Below are 21,877 nucleotides of genomic sequence, written 5' to 3' on the forward strand. Positions count from 1 at the left end.
TTGCCGCCATCCGTTGGTTAGCTTCGCCGCAAAAAGCGAACACGCGGGGGAGCGATGGCGCAGGTAGCGATCCGGAACGTCTCGAAGGCTTTTGGCGCGGTGAGGGTGCTGCACGAGGTCAGCGTCGACATCGCCGACGGCGCCTTCGTGGTGCTTGTCGGGCCTTCCGGCTGCGGAAAGTCGACCTTGCTGCGCATGGTGGCCGGCCTGGAGAGCGTCAGCGGCGGCGACATCGCCATCGGCGAGCGCGAGGTGACCAACCTGCCGCCGGCCAAGCGCGACATCGCCATGGTGTTCCAGAATTATGCGCTCTATCCGCACAAGACGGTGGCGCAGAACATGGCTTTTGCCCTCAAGCTCCGCAAGACCGATCCGAAAGTCATCGCAGATCGCGTCAAGAAAGCGGCTGAAATCCTTGATTTGACTCCCTATCTCGAGCGTTATCCGCGCCAGCTTTCCGGCGGCCAGCGCCAGCGCGTCGCCATGGGCCGCGCCATCGTGCGCAATCCCCAGGTGTTCCTGTTCGACGAGCCCCTGTCCAATCTCGACGCAAAGCTGCGCGTTCAGATGCGCACCGAGATCAAGGAACTTCACCAGCGCCTGAAAACCACCACGATCTACGTCACCCACGACCAGGTGGAGGCCATGACCATGGCCGACAAGATCGTGGTAATGCAGGCCGGGCGGATCGAGCAGATGGGTGCGCCGCTCGACCTGTTCGACCGTCCCGCCAATGTCTTCGTAGCGGGCTTCATCGGCTCGCCGGCCATGAACATCCTGAAGGGCAGGGTGTCGGGCGGCGCCGTCGAGGTCGACGGCGTGAGACTGCCGGTTCCGGCTGCCGTAAAAGTGTCGGACGGACAGGACGTGCTCTACGGTGTACGGCCCGAGCATCTCGAACTCGCGGCGGAGGGTTTTCCGGCCGAGATCAAGGTGGTCGAGCCGACCGGTTCGGAGACCATGGTGTTCTTGCGCTTCGGCGCGGGCGAGCTGGTGGCGCTGTTTCGCGAACGGCACAATTTCAAGCCGGGCGACACGCTGACGCTGCGCCCGCGCGTCGAATCCGTTCACCTGTTCGATCCGGCGAGCGGCAGGCGTCTCTAGGGATACACGCAGCCCATTCCACCGGGCGCGACAAAACATTCGGGAGGAATTTGAATGCTGAAGGGAATAGACCCGCTGCTCAACGCTGACGTGCTCCAGGCCTTGCGGGCAATGGGCCACGGCGACGACCTGATCATCGCCGATACAAATTTCCCCTCCGATTCGGTTGCCAGGCAGACGCGGCTCGGAAAGCTGCTCAGGATCGACGCCTCCGCCGCCGAGGTGGCGAAGGCGGTGCTGTCGCTCTATCCGCTCGACACATTCGTCGACGACGCGGCCGCGCGCATGGAGATCGTCGGCAAGCCGGATGAGATTCCCGCTGTCCAGCAGGAAGTTCAGAAAGAGATAGACGTGGCCGAGGGAAAATCCTGGCCGATGATATCGGTCGAACGCTACGCCTTCTACGAGCGCGCCAAACAGGCCTATTGCGTGATCCAGACCGGCGAGCGCCGCTTCTATGGCTGCTTCGCCTTCCGCAAGGGCGTGATCCCGCCGGATGCGTGACGCTATGTCGAAGCCGATCGTCATCCTCGGTGTCTTCGTCGCCGACACCGCCTATCGCGCCCAGCGCCAGCCGCGCATGGGCGAAACCATTTTGGGCAACGGCTTCAAGCTGGGGCCGGGAGGAAAAGGCTCCAACCAGGCGGTTGCCGCCGGGCGCCTCGGTGCCGACGTCAGTTTCATCACGCGGCTTGGCCGGGACCCCTTCGCCGAGATGGCGCTTGCGACCTGGCGCGATGCGGGCGTGAAACCCGCCGTCATCGAGACACCCGAAAGTTACACCGGCGCCGCCTACATCTTCGTCGAGGAGGGCACCGGCAACAATGCCATCATCGTCTCGCCGGGCGCGGCCATGCTGATCTCGCCGGCCGATATCGACCGCAACGCCGACCTGATCCGCGCGGCAGGCGTCTTCGTCACCCAGCTCGAGCAGCCGATCGACGCCGCGATCCACGCTCTGGAAATTGCCAAGGCGGCGGGGGTGACCACCATCCTCAATCCGGCGCCGGCGGCGAAACTTCCCGACACGATCTTCGCGCTTTGCGACTACGTCACGCCGAACGAGACCGAGACCGAGGAACTGACCGGCATCAAGGTCGAGAACACCGACGACGCACGCCGCGCCGCCGCTGTGTTTTTGGAGAAGGGCGCGGGTGCCGCGCTGATCACGCTCGGCGAAAAAGGCGCGCTCCTGCATGACGGAAAAGTCTCGGAACTCGTGCCGGCCGTTTCCGCGGGGCCGGTGGTCGAGACGACAGGAGCGGGCGACGCCTTCAACGGCGGGTTTGCCGTCGGCCTGTCGCGAGGTCTCGACCCGGTGGATGCGGTGCGATTCGCCTGCGCGGTGGCGGGCATTTCGGTGACCCGGCATGGCACCGCCCCCTCCATGCCGACGCTTGCCGAGGTCGAAAAACTGCTCGCGTGCTGACGATTGCCTCAGCGTTCGCTCGAGGAACTCCGGCGCGCCGCGGAGATTTTCCGGTCGAACCATTGGCGCAGGAACGGCATCGCGACCGAGCCGAACATGCCGAGCATCTTCATTTGCATCCCCGGATAGATGGCGAATTGGCCGCGATCGAGCCCCGCAAGCGCGGCGCGCGCCACGTCAGGCGCCGCCCACAACCCGCCAGCGCCCATAGTCGACTGCGCCTCGGCGGGGCGAAGCGGCCGTTCGGCTGCAAGCTGTGGGGTTTCCGTGTCGGGTGGAAAACAGATGGACACGGTGATGCCGGCGAGCCGCGCCTCGGCGCGCAGCGCCTCCGCGAATCCCGCCACGGCATATTTCGACGCGCAGTAGGCGGTGTAGCCATAAATGCCGATCATTCCGGCGCCCGAGCCGAGCATCAGGATATTGCCGCTCCGACGCCCCAGCATACCCGGATAGACGGCGCGCACCGCATTGACCGTACCGAGCAGGTTGGTACGAATCTGGCCTTCGAAGGCATTGGCCGGCTGCTCCTCGAAGCGGCCGGGCGCGACGATGCCGGCCGAGGTTATCAGCGTATTGCACGAACCGAGCGTGGCCTCGCAGCGCCCGATCGCGGCGGTTATCCCCGGCCCGTCGCCGACGTCGGCGGCTTCCGTATGGAAGCCGTTGCCTGCCGCGCCGAACCGCGCCTGAAGCCCGTCGCGCACCGCACGCAACGACGCCTGGTTTCGGGCGATCAGCGATACATCGTCGCCACGCGCGGCGCAGGCCTCGGCCAGCGCCGCGCCGATGCCGCTCGATCCTCCGGTTATGATGACGTGCGCCATGCCCGATCCATTCGTGAGGTCGTTACCATGTGGCCGCCGACGCGACAAATCCCCGAAACGCTGCTGGTGCAAAAGCCTTGATCTGCGGAGTAAAAATTGCGAACACCGCGCGCCGGCGGCATGGTGGAGGGGAGGTCGGCCATTCTGTATTTGGCGGTGCTGTTCATCCATGGCGGCATCCTGACGGGGATAAAATTTGGCACCTTTCGGGCACCCTCTGGCTTTGGTAGCGGCAAGCTTTGCCGTCGCTTTCGCCGTTGCGGTGATGGTCGACGGGTTTGCGATGCCGGCAAAGGTGCGGGCTGCCAACCGCCCGCGGCCGCCGGCGAGCCTGCTCGTCGACCTGCTGGCGCGGGCCGCGGTGGTGGCCGTCGTCTTCGCGCTGTTCTTCGCCATCTCGTGGCGCCCGCTCTATGCGGCGGCCGGCACCATCAGCACGCTCGCCATTTTCACCCTGATCTCGCGCGCCAAATACGAATTCATCCGCGAGCCGTTGGTGTTTTCCGACATCGCGCTGGTGATGCTGGTCTTTCGGCACAAGGAGATGTTCTACGCCGGCTGGCTGAACATCCTCTTCTGGCTCGTCGCCTTTGGCTATGTGTTCGGCGCCTCGGCGCTGTTCATGATTTTTGAGCCCTCGGTGCTCCCGGCGGCGAATCGGCCGGTGCTGATCGCGCTCATGGCCGTGGCCGCCATCTTGCCCTGGCTGCTGCCGCTGGAGCGGCACGCGCGGCGCACGCTGGCCGCGATCTCCGCGAAGCTGACCGGCAACCACGACATCAAGGTGCTGACGGTCCGCCTGGGCACACTTGCCGCCGTGACCTACAGCTTCTTGACGTGGCTTGGCATGCGGCCAAACACGCTGCAGGCGCCGGCTGAGACCGGCATCGGCGCCCCGGCCGTCGCGAGCCGGCATACGGCTCCGCCGCTGGTGGTCATCTGGCAGTCGGAATCCTTCATGGACATGCGCCATTTCGGCGTGTCGTCGCTGGCGCTGCCCAATCTCGACCGTCTGCGCCGGCGCGCCGCGGAGTGGGGCCGCATGTCGAGCATCTTCGAGGGCGGCTATACACTGCGCACCGAGTTTTCGGTGATTTCCGGCTTGCCGCCGGACCAGCTTGGCCCCGACGCCTCGCACCCCTATCTGCGCGCCGGGCCTTATGCGGACATTGCCTGGCCCAATCGTTTTCGCAAGGCCGGTTGGTCGACGCACTTTATACATCCCTACGATCGCCAGTTCTTCTCGCGCGACCGCGCACTTCCGCAACTCGGTTTCGAAGCGCTCACCATGCTCGATGCCTTTGACCACGACCGCGAGCACGAGGGTCCATACGTCTCGGATCTGACGCTGTCGCGGCGCGTTCTGGACCGCTGTCGCGAAGATGGCGGGAAGGGGCAGTTCCTGTTCGCGGCGTCGATGGAGAACCACGGGCCCTGGCATCCCGGCCGTCACGGCGACGCCAATGATCCGCTCGACATCTACCTCGCCATCCTCCAGCGTTCCGATGCCGCGCTGGGCCATCTGGCGGACGAACTCGACCGCATGGACCGGCCCGTCTGGCTTGCCTTCTACGGCGACCATGCACCGATGTTGAAGTCCTTCGCGGACCCGTTTCCGGACCCGCGCACCGATTATCTCATCGTGCCGATGGGCCACGCGGCCGGAGGGGTCGCGGCTGCGGGCGCGCCCGCCGAAAAGGCGCCATGGCGCATCATCGCCGACATGGTCAGGCATGCCGGTTTCGGCAACTGGCTGGCATCAGGCGGACCGGCCACGGATATCGCCCGATGACCGCAGACATGCCGGCGGAAGATACTTCGTCGCGGCAAACCTTCCTCTTCCTGCAAGGGCCGTCTTCGCCGCTGTTCGCGCGCATCGCCGACAATCTGCAGCGCTTCGGCCACCGCTGCGTCCGCATCAACCTATGCGCGGGAGACTGGGTGTTCTGGCGACGCCCCGGCGCGATCAACTATCGGGGCCAGGTCGACCATTGGCCGGCCTTCGTCGCGGAGGTCATGGATCGCGAAGGAGTCACCGGCATAGTCCTGCTCGGCGAGGAGCGTCCGCACCATGTGGCCGCCATCGCAGCCGCCAAGGCACGCAACGTCACCGTCTACGCGGTGGAGATGGGCTATCTCCGGCCCGACTGGATTCGCATCGAGAAAGGCGGCAGCGGCCATCACTCGCATTTTCCAGTCGATCCGGAGATGATCCTTCGCGCGGCCTCCGAGCTTCCGGAGCCGGACCTGAGCGTGCACTACAGCCAGACTTTCGTGTCGGATGCCATCTACGACCTGATGTTCAATCTGCCGAATGTCTTTGCCTGGTTCTTTTATCCGCACTACCGCTGGCACGCGATCTTTCATCCGCTTGCGGAATATTACGGCTGGATCGGCCGGTTGCTGAACGGGAAGCGGCGCGCCGTGGAGGCGGAAGAGACCATAGCCAGCGTGGTGGACGGTCCCGATCCCTATTTTGTGATGCCGCTGCAACTGGAGACGGACTACCAGATTCGCAGCTATTCGGTCTTCCGAAGCCAGCGCACCGCGATCAAACTTGTGATCTCATCCTTCGCCGACCATGCCCAGCCGAACGCCCGGCTCTTGATCAAGGTTCATCCGCTCGACAATGGGCTGATCAAATGGTCCGACGAGATCAAGGCGCACGCGCAACGCCATAGCGTCGCCGACCGCGTCCATTTTGTCGACGGCGGCAACCTCAATCGCATGGTCTCTCAGTCGGCCGGCGTGGTGACGATCAATTCCACCGCCGCGATGATCGGGCTGCAGCGCGGAATCCCGGTGAAGACGCTGGGGCTTGCGATCTACGACATTCCCGGCATGACCGACGATCAGCCGCTCGACCGGTTCTGGCGCGAAGCCAAAGCCCCGAACGCTGAGCTTGTCGGGGCTTTCGTGCGCCTGGTTGCGGCGACCGTTCACGTGCGCGGAAATTTCTATTCCGATACCGGCGTGGACGCGGGCGCGGCGGCCATCGCCAAACGCCTGCACGAGAAGTCCGTCAACGAGCCCGGCGGCTATGTCGAGAAACCGCAACGCAGCCGTCCCGACAAGGACCTTTTCTGAAGGGCATATCGGATAGTTCCGGCGCCGCCTAGGCTGGCAATCGGCTCAGGCTTCCGCGGCCATCCTGCGCAGCACCGCCTCGATGTCCACCGAGCCGATGCCGAAATTGCGGTCCACCAGCGCCTCGAGTTTCCCCGCGGTCTGGTCCACGGCGTATTCGATCTGCTCCGGCGTATGCTCGCTGGTGATGAAGAAGCGTAGCCGCGCCAGGCCCTCCGGCACGGCCGGGTGGATGATCGGCATGACGTTGACGCCGGCCGCCAGCAGATCGTTGGAAAGCTGCGCGGCGCGCAGCGAATCGCCGATGATGACCGGAATGACGGAGCAGCCGACGCTGACCCCGGTGTCCAGTCCCCGCTCGCGGGCAAGATCGAAGAACAGATTGCCGTTGCGGCGCATCCGGGCGACGCGCTCGGGCTCGCGGTCGATCAGGTCGAGCGAGGTCCAGGCGGCGGCGGCGAGCGATGGGGCGAGCCCGACGCTGTAGACGAAGCCGCCGGCGCTGCCCTTGAGCAGCCTGATCAACGCTTCGTTGCCGGCGATGTATCCGCCGCAACTCGCCGTCGTCTTGGAAAGGGTTCCCATCCAGATATCGACGTCGCGCGGATTGCACTTGTGATATTCCGCCGTGCCCCGGCCGGTATCGCCGATGACGCCGAGCGCATGCGCGTCGTCGACCATCAGCCAGCAACCGTAACGTGACTTCAATTCGATCAGTTTCGGCAGGTCGGTGACGTCGCCGTCCATCGAATAGACGCCCTCGACCACGATCAGGATGCGCCGATGCCGGCCGGTGACCGAGCGCAGCACGCGCTCCAAGTCTTCCATGTCGTTGTGGCGGAACAGCCGGCGATGCGAGCCCGAAAGCTTCGCCCCGATCAGCGCGCTGTTGTGGATGAACTCGTCATGAACGATCAGATCCTCCGGCCCGAGCAAGGTGCCGATGGTCGCCACATTGGTCAGGTAGCCGCTGACGAAAACAATCGCCGCATCGACGCCGTAGAAGGCGGAAATCTTGGCCTCGAGTTCGCCGTGGACGGGACGCTCACCGGCGACGAGACGGCTGGCGGACGCCGAAATGCCATAGCGGTCTATCGCGGTCTTCGCCGCCCCCAGCACCTCGGGATGACGGTTCATGCCGAGATAGTCGTAGGACGCGAAGTTGATCAGCGTCCTGCCGTCGACGACCGTCGTTGCGCCGGCGGCGCCCGCATGGCTGCGGAAGAACGGGTTGTCGATGCCGAGCTGGTCGCCGGCCGCGGCTTGCGCCACGATCTGCTTGTGCTCCGGCAGGTCGGTGAAGGCGGGCGCGGGATTGATCTGCGGCACCGCGGCCGGCCGCGCGGCGCGCTTCGGCGTCGCCGGCCGGGCGTGGTCCTTCATGAAGCTCAGAACCTGATCCCGGACCGCGCGTGATCCCTGGTTGCCGTCGGTCATTGCACGTTCGCCTTGGCCGGATTGGTGTGGCGCGACGCGAGGTGGTCGACCACGACTGTGTTCGCCGCCTTTTCCTCAGCGCCGTCCGCTCCGGCATGTTGCGTGATCTTGAGGTAGAGTTTTCGCGACACGTCGCCCACGGTCGTGCTCTGGGTGACGCTGGAAAGCGGCATCTCGAAACCGGTCTTCTGGCGGAAGCTCATGCCGAGTTCCATCGCCATCAGGCTGTCGAGGCCGACGTCCTTAATCACTTTCAGTGGCGATATCTCGCTTGCCGGCACCCGCAGGATCGACGCGATCTCGCTGGCGACGAGCTGGAAGATGAGGTTCTCGCCTTCCTCCTGGCTCTTGCCCTCGACCATCGCCACGAGGTCGATCAGTTCGCCGTCGCCCGCCGTCGACTGGGTCTTGGCGGAACGGGCAACAACCTCGAACAGGGGAGCGGCGACCGTCCTCAAGTGGCGGGCCATGCTCATGTCGATCTCGGCGATTGCGACGGTTGCCGCGTCGACCGTGCCGGGATCGCGCAACACATAGTCCTCGACATAGGCCAGCGCCTGCGCAGCCGTCATGCCGGTCTTGCCGATGCGTTTCGACAGCATATCGTTGACGTCGGTGTTGCGGGCGAGGAAGCCAGTGTCGGAGATGGCGCCGAAGCCGACGGCCAATGCCGGCAGGCCGATGCGGCGGCGTGCCCTGGCCAGCCCTTCCAGATAGCCGTTCGCCGCCACGTAGTTCGCCTGTCCGGGATTCCCCACGAGGGTCGTCGCCGATGAGAACAGGATGAAATGGTCGAGCTCGTCCTGGCGGGTGAGCCGGTCGAAGATCGCCGCGGCCTTGGCCTTTGGGTCGACGACGGCGCGTACGCGCTCGTCCGTCAGATTCTCGATCAGCGCGTCATCGAGCACCATGGCCGCATGGACCACCGTCTTCAGTGGGGCATCCGCGCGGATGTCTCCCAGAAGCTTGGCGACAGCCGCTTCGTCGGTGATGTCGCAGGCATAGACGCTGGTCACCACGCCGCGCGTCGCCCATTTGCGGATCGCCGCCGTGGTCTCGTCGTCGGCGACGCCGCGGCGCGTGCACAGTGCCAGCTTACGCGCGCCATGTTCGACCAGCCACCCGGCCGCAGCCAGGCCGAAACCGCCGATGCCGCCGAGCACCAGATGCACACCTTCGCGGTCCAATTGCAGGCTGGCGCGTGGAGCGATGGACACGAAATCCTTGCCGGACACCGGCGCTGTCACGACGATCTTGCCGATGTGGCCCGAGCCTTGCATCAGGCGGAAGGCGCTGACGATCTCGTCATGCCTGAATGCGCGGTAGGGCAGGGGCGCGAGTTCGCCCCGCTCGAACATCGCCGAGATCTCGGCAAGCAGGCTGGCGCTCAGTTCCGGCAGCGTGTTCAGCAACTGGTCGGCGTCGATGCCGAAATAGCTGATGTTGCGCCGGAACGGCCGAAGCCCGATCTTCGTGTCGGAATAGAAGTCGCGTTTTCCCAGTTCAAGGAACCGGCCGAACGGCTTGAGCAGCGAAAGGCTGCGCTCCATCGCTTCCGAGAACAGCGAATTGAGTACGGCGTCGACGCCGGCCTGGTTCGTCACGGCGAGCACGTCGTCGACGAATTGCAAGCTGCGGGAATTGAAGACGTGATCGGCGCCCAGCGTCTCGAGCAGCCGGCGCTTTTCCGTCGACCCAGCGGTCGCGATGACCTTGGCGCCGCGCGCTTTTGCGATTTGCAGGGCCGCGAGCCCGACGCCGCCCGCGCCGCCATGGATGAGGATGGTCTCGCCGGGGCGAAGGCGCGCAAGCTCGACGATCGCGTAGTAGGCGGTGAGGAAGGCGACCGGCAGGGTTGCACCGGCAACGGGGTCGATGCCCGCCGGAAGCTTTGCCACGCCGGAACGCTTAACGCAGACATGCGTGGAGAAGGCGGCGGGCGCCACCGCCATCACCGCGTCGCCGACCGCGAGATCGATGACGTCCGCGCCGACGGCCTGGACGTAGCCCGCGCATTCCATGCCGATGGTCGGGCCGGCGAAGCCGTCTTCCAGCGCTTCCTCAGGCAGCATGCCCATCGCCCACATCACGTCGCGGAAGTTGAGGCCGGTGGCCGCAACGGCGATGCGGATTTCGTCCGGCTCCGGCTCTGCCGGAACGGTGGTCTGCCAGACGATGCTACCGACCTGCGAGGCCGTGCGCTGCCTGACCGTAGCGGCGGGGAAATCGCTGGTCGACGCCTGGCTGGTCGGCAGTGGGCCAGGCGCAACGCGCACTTCCATCGCGCCCTCGGTCAACGGGTCGATCGCCCATTCGCGATTGTCGCCCTCGGCTGTCATCAGGGCCAGCGTCCGCTTGATGCGGGTCGTGAAGTTCCAACCCTGAACGCCCGAGATATCCACGGAATGAAGGTCGATCACGTCGAATTCATTTCTCAGCACGCGCAGGAACGCCCACAATCCGGCATCGCTTGCGGATGCGTGATGCGCCGTTTCCTCGGCCTCCATCACGACAGCCAGACGCTTCTTCCCGGCGGGCGCATCCGAAGGTGCGTGTGCCCTCAAGACTTCGGCGACGGTGCGCAGCCGCATGAGGCTGCGCTGCAGCCTGGCCGATCCGTCGGCCTCGACGGTGTCGGGCAGATAGATGATGTTGAGGTCGCCCCTGCCGAAGCGGCCGAGCGCGGTTGCCAGCGCGCTGCGATCCTTGTCGGCAACGCCGGTCAGGCGCAGGAAGCAGGCTTCGGCATCTTCGAACGCCGATCTGGCCTTCGCGGACAGCCGGCCATCATGGACGACCAGCGTGGACTGCCGGGCGACAGGTGCCGCGGCAACCGTGTCGGTGCCGCGTCCGCGAGCCTCGACCGCGATGGCCGCTCCGTGCGGCAGACTGTGGCGAACGACGGTGACATTGTCGAAGGGCAGGTAGCGCAGCAGCGACTGCCAGTCGTCCACCGAGGCAAGCTGCCCGACCGGGAACTCGACGCCCTTGCTGCGATCGAACCATCCCTCGTTGAGGCCGAAGGCGAAATCGGCGAATGCATTGGGCGCGGTCGCGCAGAACAGAAGCTGCGTCGAAGCCCCGACCGCGGCTTCGACAGCCTCGTGACGCCCTTCGGCGCTCAGCAGTTCGAATATGTGGTCGGCGGCGCTGACGATGATGTCGGCCGTCCCGGTGCGCGCAAGCTCCGACGGCCGCGCGACCGTCACATGGGGCTCGGTTTCGAAAGCGATCGAAAGCTCGCCGAATGCCGCGTCACGCGATTCCACCGCCACGAAGGCCGCCCCGGTTTCTGCCGCCAGACGCGCGAAATCAGCCGTCACCGAGCGTGAAACCGTGCCGAGTTCGACGATGCGGCGCACCGGCGCCGATGCCTTGCGCGTTTCGATCGCCGTCTTCAAGGCTGTGGTGACCATGTCGACGCGGCTCGCGCTGGCGGGCGAATGGACCCGCAGGCTTTCAAGCATCGTATCGCTGATGACATAGGGTTTCGACTGGCCGGAACCCTCCTGTCGGGCTTGGCCTGCCGATGGCGCGTGCAGAATCTCCAGCCGCTGGAGCGCCTCGAAATACACGTCGTTGACGGCAACGATCTCGGCGATGCGGTCGGGCCGTTCGCGATAGATCGCGTTGAGGATCGCCGGAACCGGCGGCAAAGAGCATTCCGGCTGAAGCGTCCAGCTGCCGTCGCTTTGTGTGGCGAGGCCGACTTCCTCCAGCAGGTAGAGGCCATTGGCGACGAATCGCTGGAAACCCAGATCGCCGGGCAGCGCATCGCTTGCAATCACGCCGGTGTTGCGGCTCGCCTTGCGGGCAATCTCGAAATTGGCGCGATAGATCGCCGCCTCGAGCATCTGCGAGGAACCGTCGCCCTCGTCGTCGTCCGATGCGGAGAAGAGCGGACCAGCATCCCTGGGCTGCGACCTGACGGCGTCGCCGAAGGGCGACAGCCGCGAAGGGACCAGGCTCTGGTGATAGGTGACGTCTTCGAGCGGCTTCTGCTGGCGCAGGAACGTGCGCTTGAAGCGGCAGTCCTCGAAACTGGCGACGACTTCGCCCGCCTTGTCGAGGAAGATGAACCCGGCCTTGATCGATCCGGCCGAAACCCGTCCAATATCGATGATGGCCCTGGTGATCGTCGTGCCGGGGCGATAGAGACGGGCCGTTCCGAAGCGCACGGGAATGTAAGGCGCGCCGCGCTTGTCGCCCGAAATCTCTCCGAACACCGCGACGAGACCATGGAAGGCCGCGTCGACGGAAACCGGATGCAGGCTGTAGGCGACGTGCGGATTTCCCGCCGGCTCGGGCGGCGCGATGGCCACGTCGATGCGGTTTTCGTTGATCCGTGACGCCTCGCGCATCAGGCGGAAGGTCGGCCCGTAGTCCAATCCAAACTGGTGGGCGGTCTCGTAGGCCGTCGCACCATTGATCAGCGTCGTGTCGGCGCGCTTCCAGGCAGCCGCCATCGCCGCCGGACGTTCGGTGGAAAGCTTTCGGCAGCGGGCCACGGCATGCAACGTCCAATCGTCATTGCTCAGCCTGTCGCGCGACTTGATCTCGACGTCGCCGGTGTCGCCGAACATCGTCGTCGACAATTCGCGAAGATGGTTTTCCGAGAGCTCGAGCGGCCTGAATATTTCCAGGTTGGAGACCTCTATCTGGTCGCTCGATAGAAACTGGCGCGCGACGGACAGCGCGATGTCGAGGAACGCACTGCCCGGCAGGATCGATTTGTGGTCGACGACATGTTCGGCCAAGTCCGGGAACAGATGCGCGTCGATATGGTTCTTCCAACTGCCGCCCGACAGGTCGATCCGCCAGCCGGCGAGTGAATGGGGCGCTTCCAGCCGCCCGTAGAGGTCGATCGCGTCGCTGGTGAATTCGTGCCGCATGTCGATCGGCTCGAAAGGCAGAAGCGGCAGCGCAATCCTGGCGTTGCGCTGGCCGAACGCCTTGCGCCGGTCGAATGCGCCGCCATTCGCCAGGACCCGCGCATAGACGGTGGAGACGGGGTCGGCGACGCTTTCCTCGCGCATCAGCGACGAGATCGCCGACGCGGCCACGGCACGGTCCTTGATGGTGTCGCGCAGATACGAGGTCAGGATCGGGCGCGGTCCGATCTCCACGAACAAGGTGCAGCCCATGTCGAGCGCCGCATTGGTGCCGGCGAGAAAATTCACCGGCTCGCGGACATTGCTCCACCAATAGGCGGGATCGAGGCTGTTTCCGGAGAGCACGCCACCGGTCACGGTCGAGATGAAGGGTATCTGCGACGGCCTGAGCGCGATCTGCGCCATGTCCTCGAGGAAGTCGTCCTTGGCGATCTCGATTAGCGGATGGTGGAACGGATAGTTGATGTCGAGAACCTGGCCAACCACGCGCTCGGCCTTCATGACGTCCCTGAGCGCGACGATCTGGTCGCTCGGCCCCGATACGGTCACCGAACCCTTTGCGTTCGCGGCGGCGACGGTGATCTGATCGAGGCCGTTGCGCTGGCAGAAGGCGAGCGCGTCGTCGGGAGAAAGCTGCACGGCTGCCATGCGGCCGAGGCCGGCGAGCCGGTCCTGGTGATAGGAGCGCTTGGCGACCACCGAAACAGCGTCGACCAGAGAAATCGCGCCTGAAACATAGGCCGCCGCGACCTCTCCCACCGAATGGCCGTAGACGGCATCCGGCTTGACGCCGAGCAGAGACAGCACGTCGGCAAGCGCCGCCTGGATGGCGAACAGCAGCGGCTGCGCGATCTTGGTGTCCTGAAGCTTGGTCTCCAGGTCGCCGTCGAACAGAAGGTCGATCAGGCTGATCTGCGAGCGCACCTGGAACAGGGCGTGGATGACGTTGAAGCGGTCGCGGAAGGCCATGTTACGGCGATAGGCGTCGATCGCCATTCCCGCCCATTGCGAGCCGTTGCCGGAAAACACGAAGGCGATCTTCGATTGGTCGCGAATGGCCTCGGCCTGCACCGCCTCGCGGCTGTCCCTGTCGCGGGTGCGCGAATCGATTGCCTTGATGATCGCGTCCGGATCGTCGTTTGCCACCACGAAGCGATGCTTGAGATGATGGCGGTTGGCGCCGGCGGCTGCGATAAGCGGGCGCCGTTCGGCCAGCGTCGCGTCGCGGAGGGTTGCCCGATAGGATTTCAGCAGGACGTCGAGCGCCGAAGCCGTATGCGCGCTGGCGAGGAAGACTTTTCCGACTGCTTCCGGCTTTTCGCGTTCGCGCGGGTTCTGCGGGTCGCTGATGATGATGTGGGCGTTGGTGCCGCCGAAGCCGAACGAGTTTACGCCCGCTAGACGGGCGTGTTTGCCGTGCAGCAGTTCGATCGGCTCGGCCGCGACATGCACGTTGAGCGCGTTGAAATCGACCGCGTCGTTGGGCGTCTCGAAATGCAGCGAGGCCGGGAAATAGTTGTTCTCCAGCGCCAGCATCGCCTTCATCAACCCGAGCAGGCCGGAAGCGGGTTCGGTGTGGCCGATATTGGTCTTGATCGAACCGATCGGGATCGGTGCGCGGCGCGCCGCGCCGATGACCGTGCCGATCGACCAGATTTCGGCCGGATCGCCGACCTTCGTTCCGGTCCCGTGGCCCTCGACGAAGGCCAGCCGGTTCGGATCGATGCCGTTGCCTTCGTAGAGCGATCTGAGAAGCTGCGCCTGTGCTTGTTCCGACGGCAGGGAAATGCCGTTGGTGCGGCCAGCCGAATTGACGGCGGAAGCCAGGACGCGGCCGTAACTCCGGTCGCCCTGCGTCAGCGCGACGTCGCTGCGGCGCAGGATGATGACGGCGCCACCCTCGGCGCGGACATAACCCATGCCGTCATTGTCGTAGGCGCGGCAGAGTCCTTCCGGCGAGAGCATGCGCGCCTGCGCGAAGCCGACGAAGGCGAGCGGATGGGCGAGCACATTGACGCCGCCGACGATGGCGGTATCGACCTCGCCGCTCTCCAGTGCCTTCATCGCCAGGTCGAGCGCGACGAGCGACGACGAGCACGCCGTGTCGACCGTGAGGCTTGGGCCGTTCAGGCCGAAGACGTGCGAGATGCGGTTGGAGACGATCGACAGCGTGTTGCCGGTCATGAAATGCGGACCCGCGGCGGAGGGGTCCTCGACGATCAGATTGCCGTGGTCGAGCCCGGAAGCGCCGACATAGACGCCGACGCGCTGATGCCGAAGGTCGGAATGGTCGATATTGGCGCTTTCCAGGGCGCGCCAGGTCAGTTGCAGGATCATCCGCTGCTGCGGGTCCATGAGCTGCGCTTCGCGCTGCGACAGCCCGAACACGCCGGGATCGAAGCTGAAGCAGTCGTCGATTATGCCGGCTGCGAAAGTGTAGGTCTTGCCGCGCGTGCCGATTTCGGGATGCCAATAGCGCGACTGGTCCCACCGGTCGGCAGGCACCCGCGTGATCATGCATTGACGCTGCCGCAGCAGGTCGAAAAGCTGCTCAGGTGTGTCCGCGCCCGGCGCTCGGACCGCGCGACCTATGATTTCTACCGACATGTGCCCTGACGCCACTATACCAAGATCATGAAAGAAATACCGGCTTTCGCAAGCCGAGCGTCAGCGGAAACCGCTCGTGGTTCCTGCATTGGTTGCGCCCCGCAAAACGGGATGAGAAACTGGAAATGACACCATCGGCGTGTCCCCCGGTCCAGGTAGTTGCATTCCTGAGCTCGCAAATTGCCTGCCGCCTAGTCTCATGCTCCCCAGCAATTCTGTAGTAGCTCATATGGTGGCGCGAAACAATCGAGGCAGATGAATAGAAAGCCACTACAACGTAGCTCGTTCGAGAAAGCGTTTCCATTCAAACCGTTAACCGAGCCCTTCAAGAACGGTCGTGTCGCCGCCGCCTTTCCGTCCTTGTTGTTTAAGTGAGTCGGACGATTCAGCGGCCCAACTCGAATCCAATAATGGTTTTCTTGCGTCGATCCGACAAAAAAATAGCGGCCATGACTGCACAGCAAAGTGCGGCCGCGAATCGCGAGTCCGCCGGACTGTTAAGACACGAAGCCATCGTTCGCGGCATAGTTGCAGCAAACGCCCGCCATTGACAAGGGGGCGTGGCCCGATCAATTGGACGGAAAATACGCTGACGTCGTGAAATGCGGGGTGGAATGGTTGCGTTCGGCACGAGCGGACTTCGCGGCTTGGCCACGGACCTTCTGGCCGGCCCCGCTTATGCGCATGTAGCGGCCTTCGCTTCCTGTCTGATTTCCGGCGGCAGGATTGCTGGCGGCGGCAGGATTCTTGTCGGCTGCGACCGGCGCGACAGCAGTCCGGACCTGACGCGGCAGTCGCTGGCGGCCCTTGTCCAGGCTGGCCTTCATCCCGTCTTTTGCGGCGTCATGCCGACGCCGGCGCTTGCATGCCAGGGGTTGGCGCTGGGCGCACCGGCGGTGATGGTGACCGGCTCGCACATCCCGCCGGACCGCAACGGCCTGAAATTCTACCGGCCGGACGGCGAGATCGACAAGGCGGACGAGCGCGCGATTGCCGCGTTGGCCCATGAATTTCCCGATGCCGGCATGCCGGCGCTGGGCTCGTTGCCGGACCTGCCGCCGCCGGACGGCGAGGCGCTGCGTTCCTATGCCGCGCGCTACAAGACGGTGTTCGCCGATCCGATCCTGAAAGGCCGGCGCATCGGCGTCTACCGGCATAGCTCCGTCGCCAGCGACGTATTGGCTGACCTCGCCGCCTGGCTCGGGGCCGAGGTCGTGCCGCTGGGTGAAAGCGGCGAGTTCGTCGCCGTCGACACCGAGGCCATCGAGCCATCGACAGCGGAGCGGCTGGAAAACTGGTCGCGGGAATATCGTCTGGACTCGATCGTCTCGACCGACGGAGACGGCGACCGGCCCCTGATGACCGACGAGGCGGGCCGTGTCATCCGAGGCGACGCGCTCGGCCTTGTGGCGTCGCTGTTCCTCAAGGCGGACGCCGTGGTGACGCCGGTCTCGTCCAACCCCGGAATCACCGCTGGTTTTGGCTTCGAAGTCATCCGTACGAAAGTCGGCTCGCCCTATGTGCTGGAAGAGATGGACAAGGCGGTTGCGCAAGGGTTCAAGCGCGTCGTCGGCTTCGAGGCGAATGGCGGGCTGCTGCTCGGCACGCCCGTCGAGGTCAACGGCTCCATCCTGGCCGCGCTGCCGACCCGCGACAGCATCCTTCCGATTCTCTGCGCCTTCTCGGCCGCCAATTCGGCAAAACTGCCGCTGTCGAATCTGGTCGGGAAACTGGCGCTGCCGGCCTGCGTCAGCGGGCGCGTCGAGAATTTCGCACGCGCCGACAGCGACAGGCTGATGGCGAAGCTCCGCATTTCGACGGAAAACATCCGCGTTTTCTTAAGTGATGTCGGCATAGTGTCCCGCGTCGAGGACATAGACGGGATTCAGATCTATCTTGAGGATGGCAGCATGATCCATTTGCGGCCGTCCGGCAACGCTCCGGAAATGCGGTGCTACGCATCCGCGCCGACCGGCGAGCGCGCGGCAGCCCTGTTGCAGGCAGGGCTGTCCAGGATCGAGCGGTTCCCTGGCAACAACGGGGCAGGCGATTGAGCATCGTTTCAGTGATCATCAGCGGCGGCGCCGGCGCGCGGCTTTGGCCGTTGTCACGCGAAAGCCATCCGAAACCGCTGATCGATGTCGGCGACGGGCAGTCGCTTCTCCAGCACGCTTTCCGCCGCGCCATGGCGATCCCGGGAGTGGCCGATCTCGTGACGGTCACCAACCGAGAGTTGCTGTTCGCCAGCGAGGACGAATACCGCGACACCGGCCTGACGCCGCCGGGCCTGACCTATCTGCTGGAGCCGGAGGGACGCGAGACGGCGGCTGCGATCGCCGCGGCGACGCTGGCGGTCGAGCAGGCGCACGGCCGCGAGGCGGTCATGTGCGTGCTGCCCGCCGACCACATGGTCGCGGACGTGGCGGCCTTCGTCGCCGCGGTCGAGCAGGCGGCCACGCTGGCGCGGCAGGGCCGGCTCGTCACCTTCGGCATCCGTCCGACGCGGCCCGAAACCGGCTATGGTTACATCGAGGCTGACGGCACCGACGTCATCCGCTTCGTCGAAAAGCCGGACCTGGCAACGGCCGAAAACTATCTCGCCAGCGGCCGTTTCTTCTGGAACGCCGGCATGTTCTGCTTCACCGCCGCCACCATGCTCGATCTGCTGGAAAGGCACGCCGCCGACATCTTGCAGGGCTGCCGCGACGCTCTGAAAGCTGCCCGGCAGGCGTCGGGCACCGGCGTCGTCCAGATCGAACTGGACAAGGCGATTTTCTCGACAGTCCGCAAGGAATCCATCGACTACGCCGTGCTCGAGAAGGCTGACAACGTCTCGGTCGTGCCATGCGACATCGGCTGGAGCGACATCGGCTCCTGGACCGCCTTCGCCGACCTCTTGCCCGGCGACGAATTCGGCAACCACACGGTGGGCGAAGTCGCGCTGGTCGACACGAAGAACTCGATCATCAGCGGCGGCGACCGCCTGATCGGCGCCGTCGGCGTCGAGGACATGATCATCGTCGACACCGCCGATGCGCTGCTGGTCGCCCACCGCGACGACGCGCAGCAGGTCAAGGCGCTGTTCAACCGGCTGAAGGCCGAGGGCCACGAATCGACGAAGCTGCATCGCACCGTCCACCGCCCCTGGGGAACCTACACGGTGCTGGAGGACGGCGAGCGTTTCAAGATCAAGCGCATCGAGGTCAAGCCGGGCGGCCGCCTCAGCTTGCAGATGCACCACCACCGCTCCGAACACTGGGTGGTCGTTTCCGGCACTGCGCGGGTGGTCAATGGCGAGACGGAAAAGCTGCTCGCCACCAACCAGTCCACCTACATTCCGTCCGGCACGAAGCACCGGCTGGAAAATCCCGGCATATTGGGCCTCGTCATGATCGAGGTGCAGACCGGCGACTATCTCGGCGAGGACGATATCGTCCGCTTCGACGATGTGTATGGCCGGAGCTGACCGGAATCCGGCAAACGCTTTCCGTGGCCGGTCTGTTTTCAGGGATATCCAGGCGAAGCGACGGGGAGGAGAGTTGTGACCGGCACCTACAGTTGGATCAACGAGCCTGCCTCATGGCAGGGCGATGCTGCCGATCTCAGCCTGGCGACGGGTGAGGCGACCGACTTCTGGCGAGAGACCTTCTACGGTTTCGTCCGCGACAACGGTCATGCCTGGCTCCGCCCGGTTTCCGGCGATTTCACTGCCTCCGCCACTGTCGTCGGCGCCTACGAGGAACTCTACGACCAGGCGGGCCTGATGCTGCGCGTCGACGAGCGCAACTGGATCAAGACCGGCATCGAATTCACCGACAAGCTTATGCATTTCAGCGTGGTGGTGACGCGCGAAATATCCGACTGGTCGATGATCCCGCTGCCCGGCGCCACGCGCGAAAGCGAGGTCCGCGTGCGCCTGACCCGTCACGACGATGTGGTCCGCGTCCAATTTTCCATCGACGGCTCTCCCTGGCAAATGGCACGGCTCGCACCGTTCTCCGATGCCGACGCTTCCGTTGGCGTGATGGCCTGCTCGCCCGAACGCGAAGGCTTTCGCGCCCGGTTCCGCGCTATCGAGGTCGGGCCTGCGATCCCGCGCAAGCTGCACGACGATTGAGCGGGTGGGGTACCATCGCGGCGGGCTGGCGCGAACCAAGTTCCACGGGTCGGCTCGTAGAAGACTTGGCGCCGTGTTAGTTTGCGGCCGTTGCCCGATCCCATCGTGACCGAACGGCACAAGAGCTTGCGGAATTCCTCATGAACAACCAAATGTCCGACTTGTTGCGCATCCCGACATTCGAAGACGTCAAGGCCGCAAGCCTTCGGATTTCCGGCGCGGCGCATCGCACGCCGGTCCTGACTTCGCGCACCGCGGACCAAAGGACGGGCGCGACTCTCTCCTTCAAGGCCGAGAACCTCCAAAGGGCCGGCGCCTTCAAATTCCGCGGTGCTTTCAACGCCATCGCCGGGCTGGATTCCGCCTCACAAAGAAGCGTCGTGGCCTATTCGTCAGGCAATCATGCCCAGGCCGTGGCTTATGCCGCAAACCTGCAAGGCGTCGGGGCCACGATTGTCATGCCGAAGGACGCGCCCGAGGTGAAAGTGGCGGCCACCAGGGGTTATGGAGCCGATGTCGTCTTCTATGACCGCTACACGGAAGACCGCGAGGCGATAAGCCGGCGCTTGGCGGCGGAGCGGGGCGCGGCGCTCATTCCGCCCTATGACCATCCGGATGTGATTGCCGGGCAAGGCACAGCCGCGCTTGAACTGATCGAAGAGGTCGGGGAAATCGACGTGCTCGTCGTCCCGCTGGGCGGCGGCGGCCTGCTTGCCGGCAGCGCGCTCAGTGCCCGCGCATTGTCCCCGAATTGCACCGTCATCGGCGTCGAACCCGAGGCCGGCAATGACGGACAGCAATCGCTGCGCAAGGGCGAGATCGTCCGCATTCCGGTGCCGAAGTCCATCGCGGACGGTGCGCTCGTTACCCATGTCGGGCAGCACAATTTTCCGATCCTGCAGCGCTGCGTCGACGACATCGTCACGGTCACCGATGCCCAACTGGTGGAGACCATGCGTTTTTTCGCCGAACGCATGAAAATCCTGGTCGAGCCGACCGGATGCCTCGCCGCGGCCGCGGTCTTGTCGGGAACGATTGCCAGTGCCGGCAAGCGGGTAGGCGTCCTGTTGAGCGGCGGAAATATCGACCTCGAAAAGTTCAATTCCCTGCTGCGAGGCGGATGAACCCAGTCGGTTTACGGATGCGAACTGCTGCCACCCGCCAACGGCAAAACTCCGGAACACGCATCGCAGGCTCCAACGGGCCGCTGCGAAACCTTCACCCGATCCTCGCCGCGCAGGAATTGCGCACGATCAGCCTGCCCTGAAGCACGATCTTGCGCGGCGGCGCGTTGCGGTTGGCGCCGAGCCGGTCGAGCAGCAGTTCCGCAGCCTGCTCGCCTATGGCGCGCACCGGCTGCGCGACGGTGGTGAGTTGCGGCTGAAAGACGTCTGCCCAGGGAAAATCGTCGAAGCAGGCGACCGAGACGTCCTGTGGACAGGCGAGGCCGAGGTCGCGGATGGCCTTCATCGCGCCGATCACCATCGGATTGTTGGCGGAGAAGATGGCCGTCGGCCGGTCGGCCACTGAAAGGAGTTGCATCGCCGCCCTGTATCCCCCGGCCTCGCGGAAGTCGCCGATGCGCACCAGGTCTTCGACGACCGGCAGGCCCGCTGCCCGCAGCGCCTGATCATAACCCAGCCGCCGGTCGTGGATGGGCGACGTGTCGAGCGATCCCGAGATATAGCCGATACGGCGGTGGCCGAGACCGATCAGGTAGCCGATCGCGTCGAACACCGCGCGCTGGTTGTCCAGCACCACCGCGTCGGCCTCGATCCCCTCGCAGGTGCGGTCGATCAAAACGATCGGCACGCCGCTGCCCTCGATCACCTTCTTGAAACTCGCCCCGTCGCCGACGCGCGCCACGATCAGGCCATCCACCATGCGGTCGAGCAGAAGCCGGATCTGTTCGTCCTGGTTGTGCAAGTCCTCGTCGGTGCAGAACAGCATCACGGCATAACCGGCGCGGTCGAACGCCTGCTGGATGACGGACACGACGTCGGTGAAGAACGGATTGGTGATGTGCGGCACGGTCAGGCCGATCGTGTGCGTTGTGCCCATCTTAAGGCTGCGGGCGATGGCATTGCGCTTGTAGCCGATGTCGCCGATCACCCGCTCGATGCGTGCCTTCAATTCCGGGCTGACGACCGCGTTGCCGTTGACCACGGCGGAAACGCTGGCGACCGACACGCCGGCCGCCTCCGCGACATCGATCATCGTCGGCGCGTCCGATCGTCTGCGGCGGCGGGATTCGCTCATTTTCTTGAAACGTTTCGAGATGCCAATTTGGGGACAACTAGGCAATTTCTGACTGTTTTGCAAGCATTTGGCTGTGTGCGGTGCAGCATTGTCCGCTGTTGTCGGTCGATGAGCATGG

At 64.9% G+C, this 21,877-nt stretch carries 13 protein-coding genes; 9 read left to right on the forward strand and 4 right to left on the reverse strand.

Annotated elements, in window-relative coordinates; genetic code table 11:
- Positions 1-54 precede the first annotated feature (54 nt).
- Genes ABMA59_RS18400 through rbsK form a run of 3 tightly spaced genes read left to right on the forward strand, consistent with a single transcriptional unit; the run spans position 55 to position 2,533 of the window.
- Entirely contained in the window at positions 55-1,104 is a 1,050-nt protein-coding gene (locus ABMA59_RS18400) for an ABC transporter ATP-binding protein (RefSeq protein WP_349006832.1), read from the forward strand.
- Between the two features lie 54 nt (positions 1,105-1,158).
- On the forward strand, positions 1,159-1,608 hold the full coding sequence (locus ABMA59_RS18405; protein WP_349006833.1) for an RbsD/FucU family protein: 450 nt from the start codon (positions 1,159-1,161) through the stop codon (positions 1,606-1,608).
- Between the two features lie 4 nt (positions 1,609-1,612).
- Positions 1,613-2,533, forward strand: coding sequence for a ribokinase (rbsK, locus tag ABMA59_RS18410; RefSeq protein ID WP_349006834.1), 921 nt, complete (start codon positions 1,613-1,615; stop codon positions 2,531-2,533).
- Positions 2,534-2,541: 8 nt separating this feature from the next.
- Here the strand turns inward: rbsK and ABMA59_RS18415 are convergent, their stop codons facing one another.
- Positions 2,542-3,360 carry an SDR family oxidoreductase gene (locus tag ABMA59_RS18415; protein WP_349006835.1) on the reverse strand — a complete coding sequence of 273 codons (819 nt, stop codon included), beginning with the start codon at positions 3,358-3,360 and terminating at the stop codon, positions 2,542-2,544.
- A 196-nt stretch (positions 3,361-3,556) separates the two neighbouring features.
- Here ABMA59_RS18415 and ABMA59_RS18420 point away from each other — a divergent pair, with 196 nt between their 5' ends.
- The gene (locus ABMA59_RS18420; protein WP_349006836.1) at positions 3,557-5,152 is read left to right on the forward strand and encodes an LTA synthase family protein; all 1,596 of its coding nucleotides are present in this window, start codon (positions 3,557-3,559) and stop codon (positions 5,150-5,152) included.
- Positions 5,149-6,447, forward strand: coding sequence for a capsule biosynthesis protein (locus ABMA59_RS18425; protein ID WP_349006837.1), 1,299 nt, complete (start codon positions 5,149-5,151; stop codon positions 6,445-6,447). Before ABMA59_RS18420 ends, ABMA59_RS18425 begins: the two co-directional genes overlap by 4 nt.
- 45 nt (positions 6,448-6,492) lie before the next feature.
- Here the strand turns inward: ABMA59_RS18425 and ABMA59_RS18430 are convergent, their stop codons facing one another.
- Positions 6,493-7,884, reverse strand: a complete 1,392-nt coding sequence (locus ABMA59_RS18430; protein WP_349006838.1) for an aminotransferase class I/II-fold pyridoxal phosphate-dependent enzyme — start codon at positions 7,882-7,884, stop codon at positions 6,493-6,495.
- Positions 7,881-15,383, reverse strand: coding sequence for an SDR family NAD(P)-dependent oxidoreductase (locus ABMA59_RS18435; protein ID WP_349006839.1), 7,503 nt, complete (start codon positions 15,381-15,383; stop codon positions 7,881-7,883). The genes ABMA59_RS18430 and ABMA59_RS18435 overlap by 4 nt, the downstream gene beginning before the upstream one ends.
- Positions 15,384-15,997: 614 nt before the next feature.
- Between ABMA59_RS18435 and ABMA59_RS18440 the strand changes: the two genes are divergently transcribed.
- From ABMA59_RS18440 to ABMA59_RS18455, 4 genes are all read left to right on the forward strand, one after another.
- Complete coding sequence (locus ABMA59_RS18440; protein WP_349006840.1) at positions 15,998-17,437, forward strand: phosphohexomutase domain-containing protein; 1,440 nt, start codon at positions 15,998-16,000, stop codon at positions 17,435-17,437.
- Positions 17,434-18,849 (forward strand): mannose-1-phosphate guanylyltransferase/mannose-6-phosphate isomerase, encoded by a 1,416-nt coding sequence (locus tag ABMA59_RS18445; RefSeq protein WP_349006841.1) that lies wholly within the window; start codon positions 17,434-17,436, stop codon positions 18,847-18,849. Before ABMA59_RS18440 ends, ABMA59_RS18445 begins: the two co-directional genes overlap by 4 nt.
- A gap of 75 nt (positions 18,850-18,924) precedes the next feature.
- Positions 18,925-19,500: a DUF1349 domain-containing protein gene (locus ABMA59_RS18450; protein ID WP_349006842.1), complete on the forward strand. Its 576-nt coding sequence runs from the start codon at positions 18,925-18,927 to the stop codon at positions 19,498-19,500.
- 140 nt (positions 19,501-19,640) lie between these two features.
- Positions 19,641-20,624 (forward strand): threo-3-hydroxy-L-aspartate ammonia-lyase, encoded by a 984-nt coding sequence (locus ABMA59_RS18455; protein WP_349006843.1) that lies wholly within the window; start codon positions 19,641-19,643, stop codon positions 20,622-20,624.
- A gap of 94 nt (positions 20,625-20,718) precedes the next feature.
- Here ABMA59_RS18455 and ABMA59_RS18460 read toward each other — a convergent pair whose 3' ends face one another.
- Positions 20,719-21,717 (reverse strand): LacI family DNA-binding transcriptional regulator, encoded by a 999-nt coding sequence (locus ABMA59_RS18460; protein WP_349006873.1) that lies wholly within the window; start codon positions 21,715-21,717, stop codon positions 20,719-20,721.
- Between the last annotated feature and the right edge of the window lie 160 nt (positions 21,718-21,877).

The sequence above is a fragment of the Mesorhizobium yinganensis genome (assembly GCF_040081985.1).
GTDB lineage: Bacteria > Pseudomonadota > Alphaproteobacteria > Rhizobiales > Rhizobiaceae > Kumtagia > Kumtagia yinganensis.

Bases quoted from the DNA above. Each gene is read 5' to 3' on its own strand.
- ABMA59_RS18460 (WP_349006873.1), bottom strand. From the start codon at position 21,717: ATGATCGATGTCGCGGAGGCGGCCGGCGTGTCGGTCGCCAGCGTTTCC.
- ABMA59_RS18430 (WP_349006838.1), bottom strand. From the start codon at position 7,884: ATGACCGACGGCAACCAGGGATCACGCGCGGTCCGGGATCAGGTTCTG.
- ABMA59_RS18455 (WP_349006843.1), top strand. From the start codon at position 19,641: ATGAACAACCAAATGTCCGACTTGTTGCGCATCCCGACATTCGAAGAC.
- ABMA59_RS18440 (WP_349006840.1), top strand. From the start codon at position 15,998: ATGGTTGCGTTCGGCACGAGCGGACTTCGCGGCTTGGCCACGGACCTT.
- ABMA59_RS18425 (WP_349006837.1), top strand. From the start codon at position 5,149: ATGACCGCAGACATGCCGGCGGAAGATACTTCGTCGCGGCAAACCTTC.
- ABMA59_RS18405 (WP_349006833.1), top strand. From the start codon at position 1,159: ATGCTGAAGGGAATAGACCCGCTGCTCAACGCTGACGTGCTCCAGGCC.
- ABMA59_RS18400 (WP_349006832.1), top strand. From the start codon at position 55: ATGGCGCAGGTAGCGATCCGGAACGTCTCGAAGGCTTTTGGCGCGGTG.
- ABMA59_RS18435 (WP_349006839.1), bottom strand. From the start codon at position 15,383: ATGTCGGTAGAAATCATAGGTCGCGCGGTCCGAGCGCCGGGCGCGGAC.
- ABMA59_RS18415 (WP_349006835.1), bottom strand. From the start codon at position 3,360: ATGGCGCACGTCATCATAACCGGAGGATCGAGCGGCATCGGCGCGGCG.
- rbsK (WP_349006834.1), top strand. From the start codon at position 1,613: ATGTCGAAGCCGATCGTCATCCTCGGTGTCTTCGTCGCCGACACCGCC.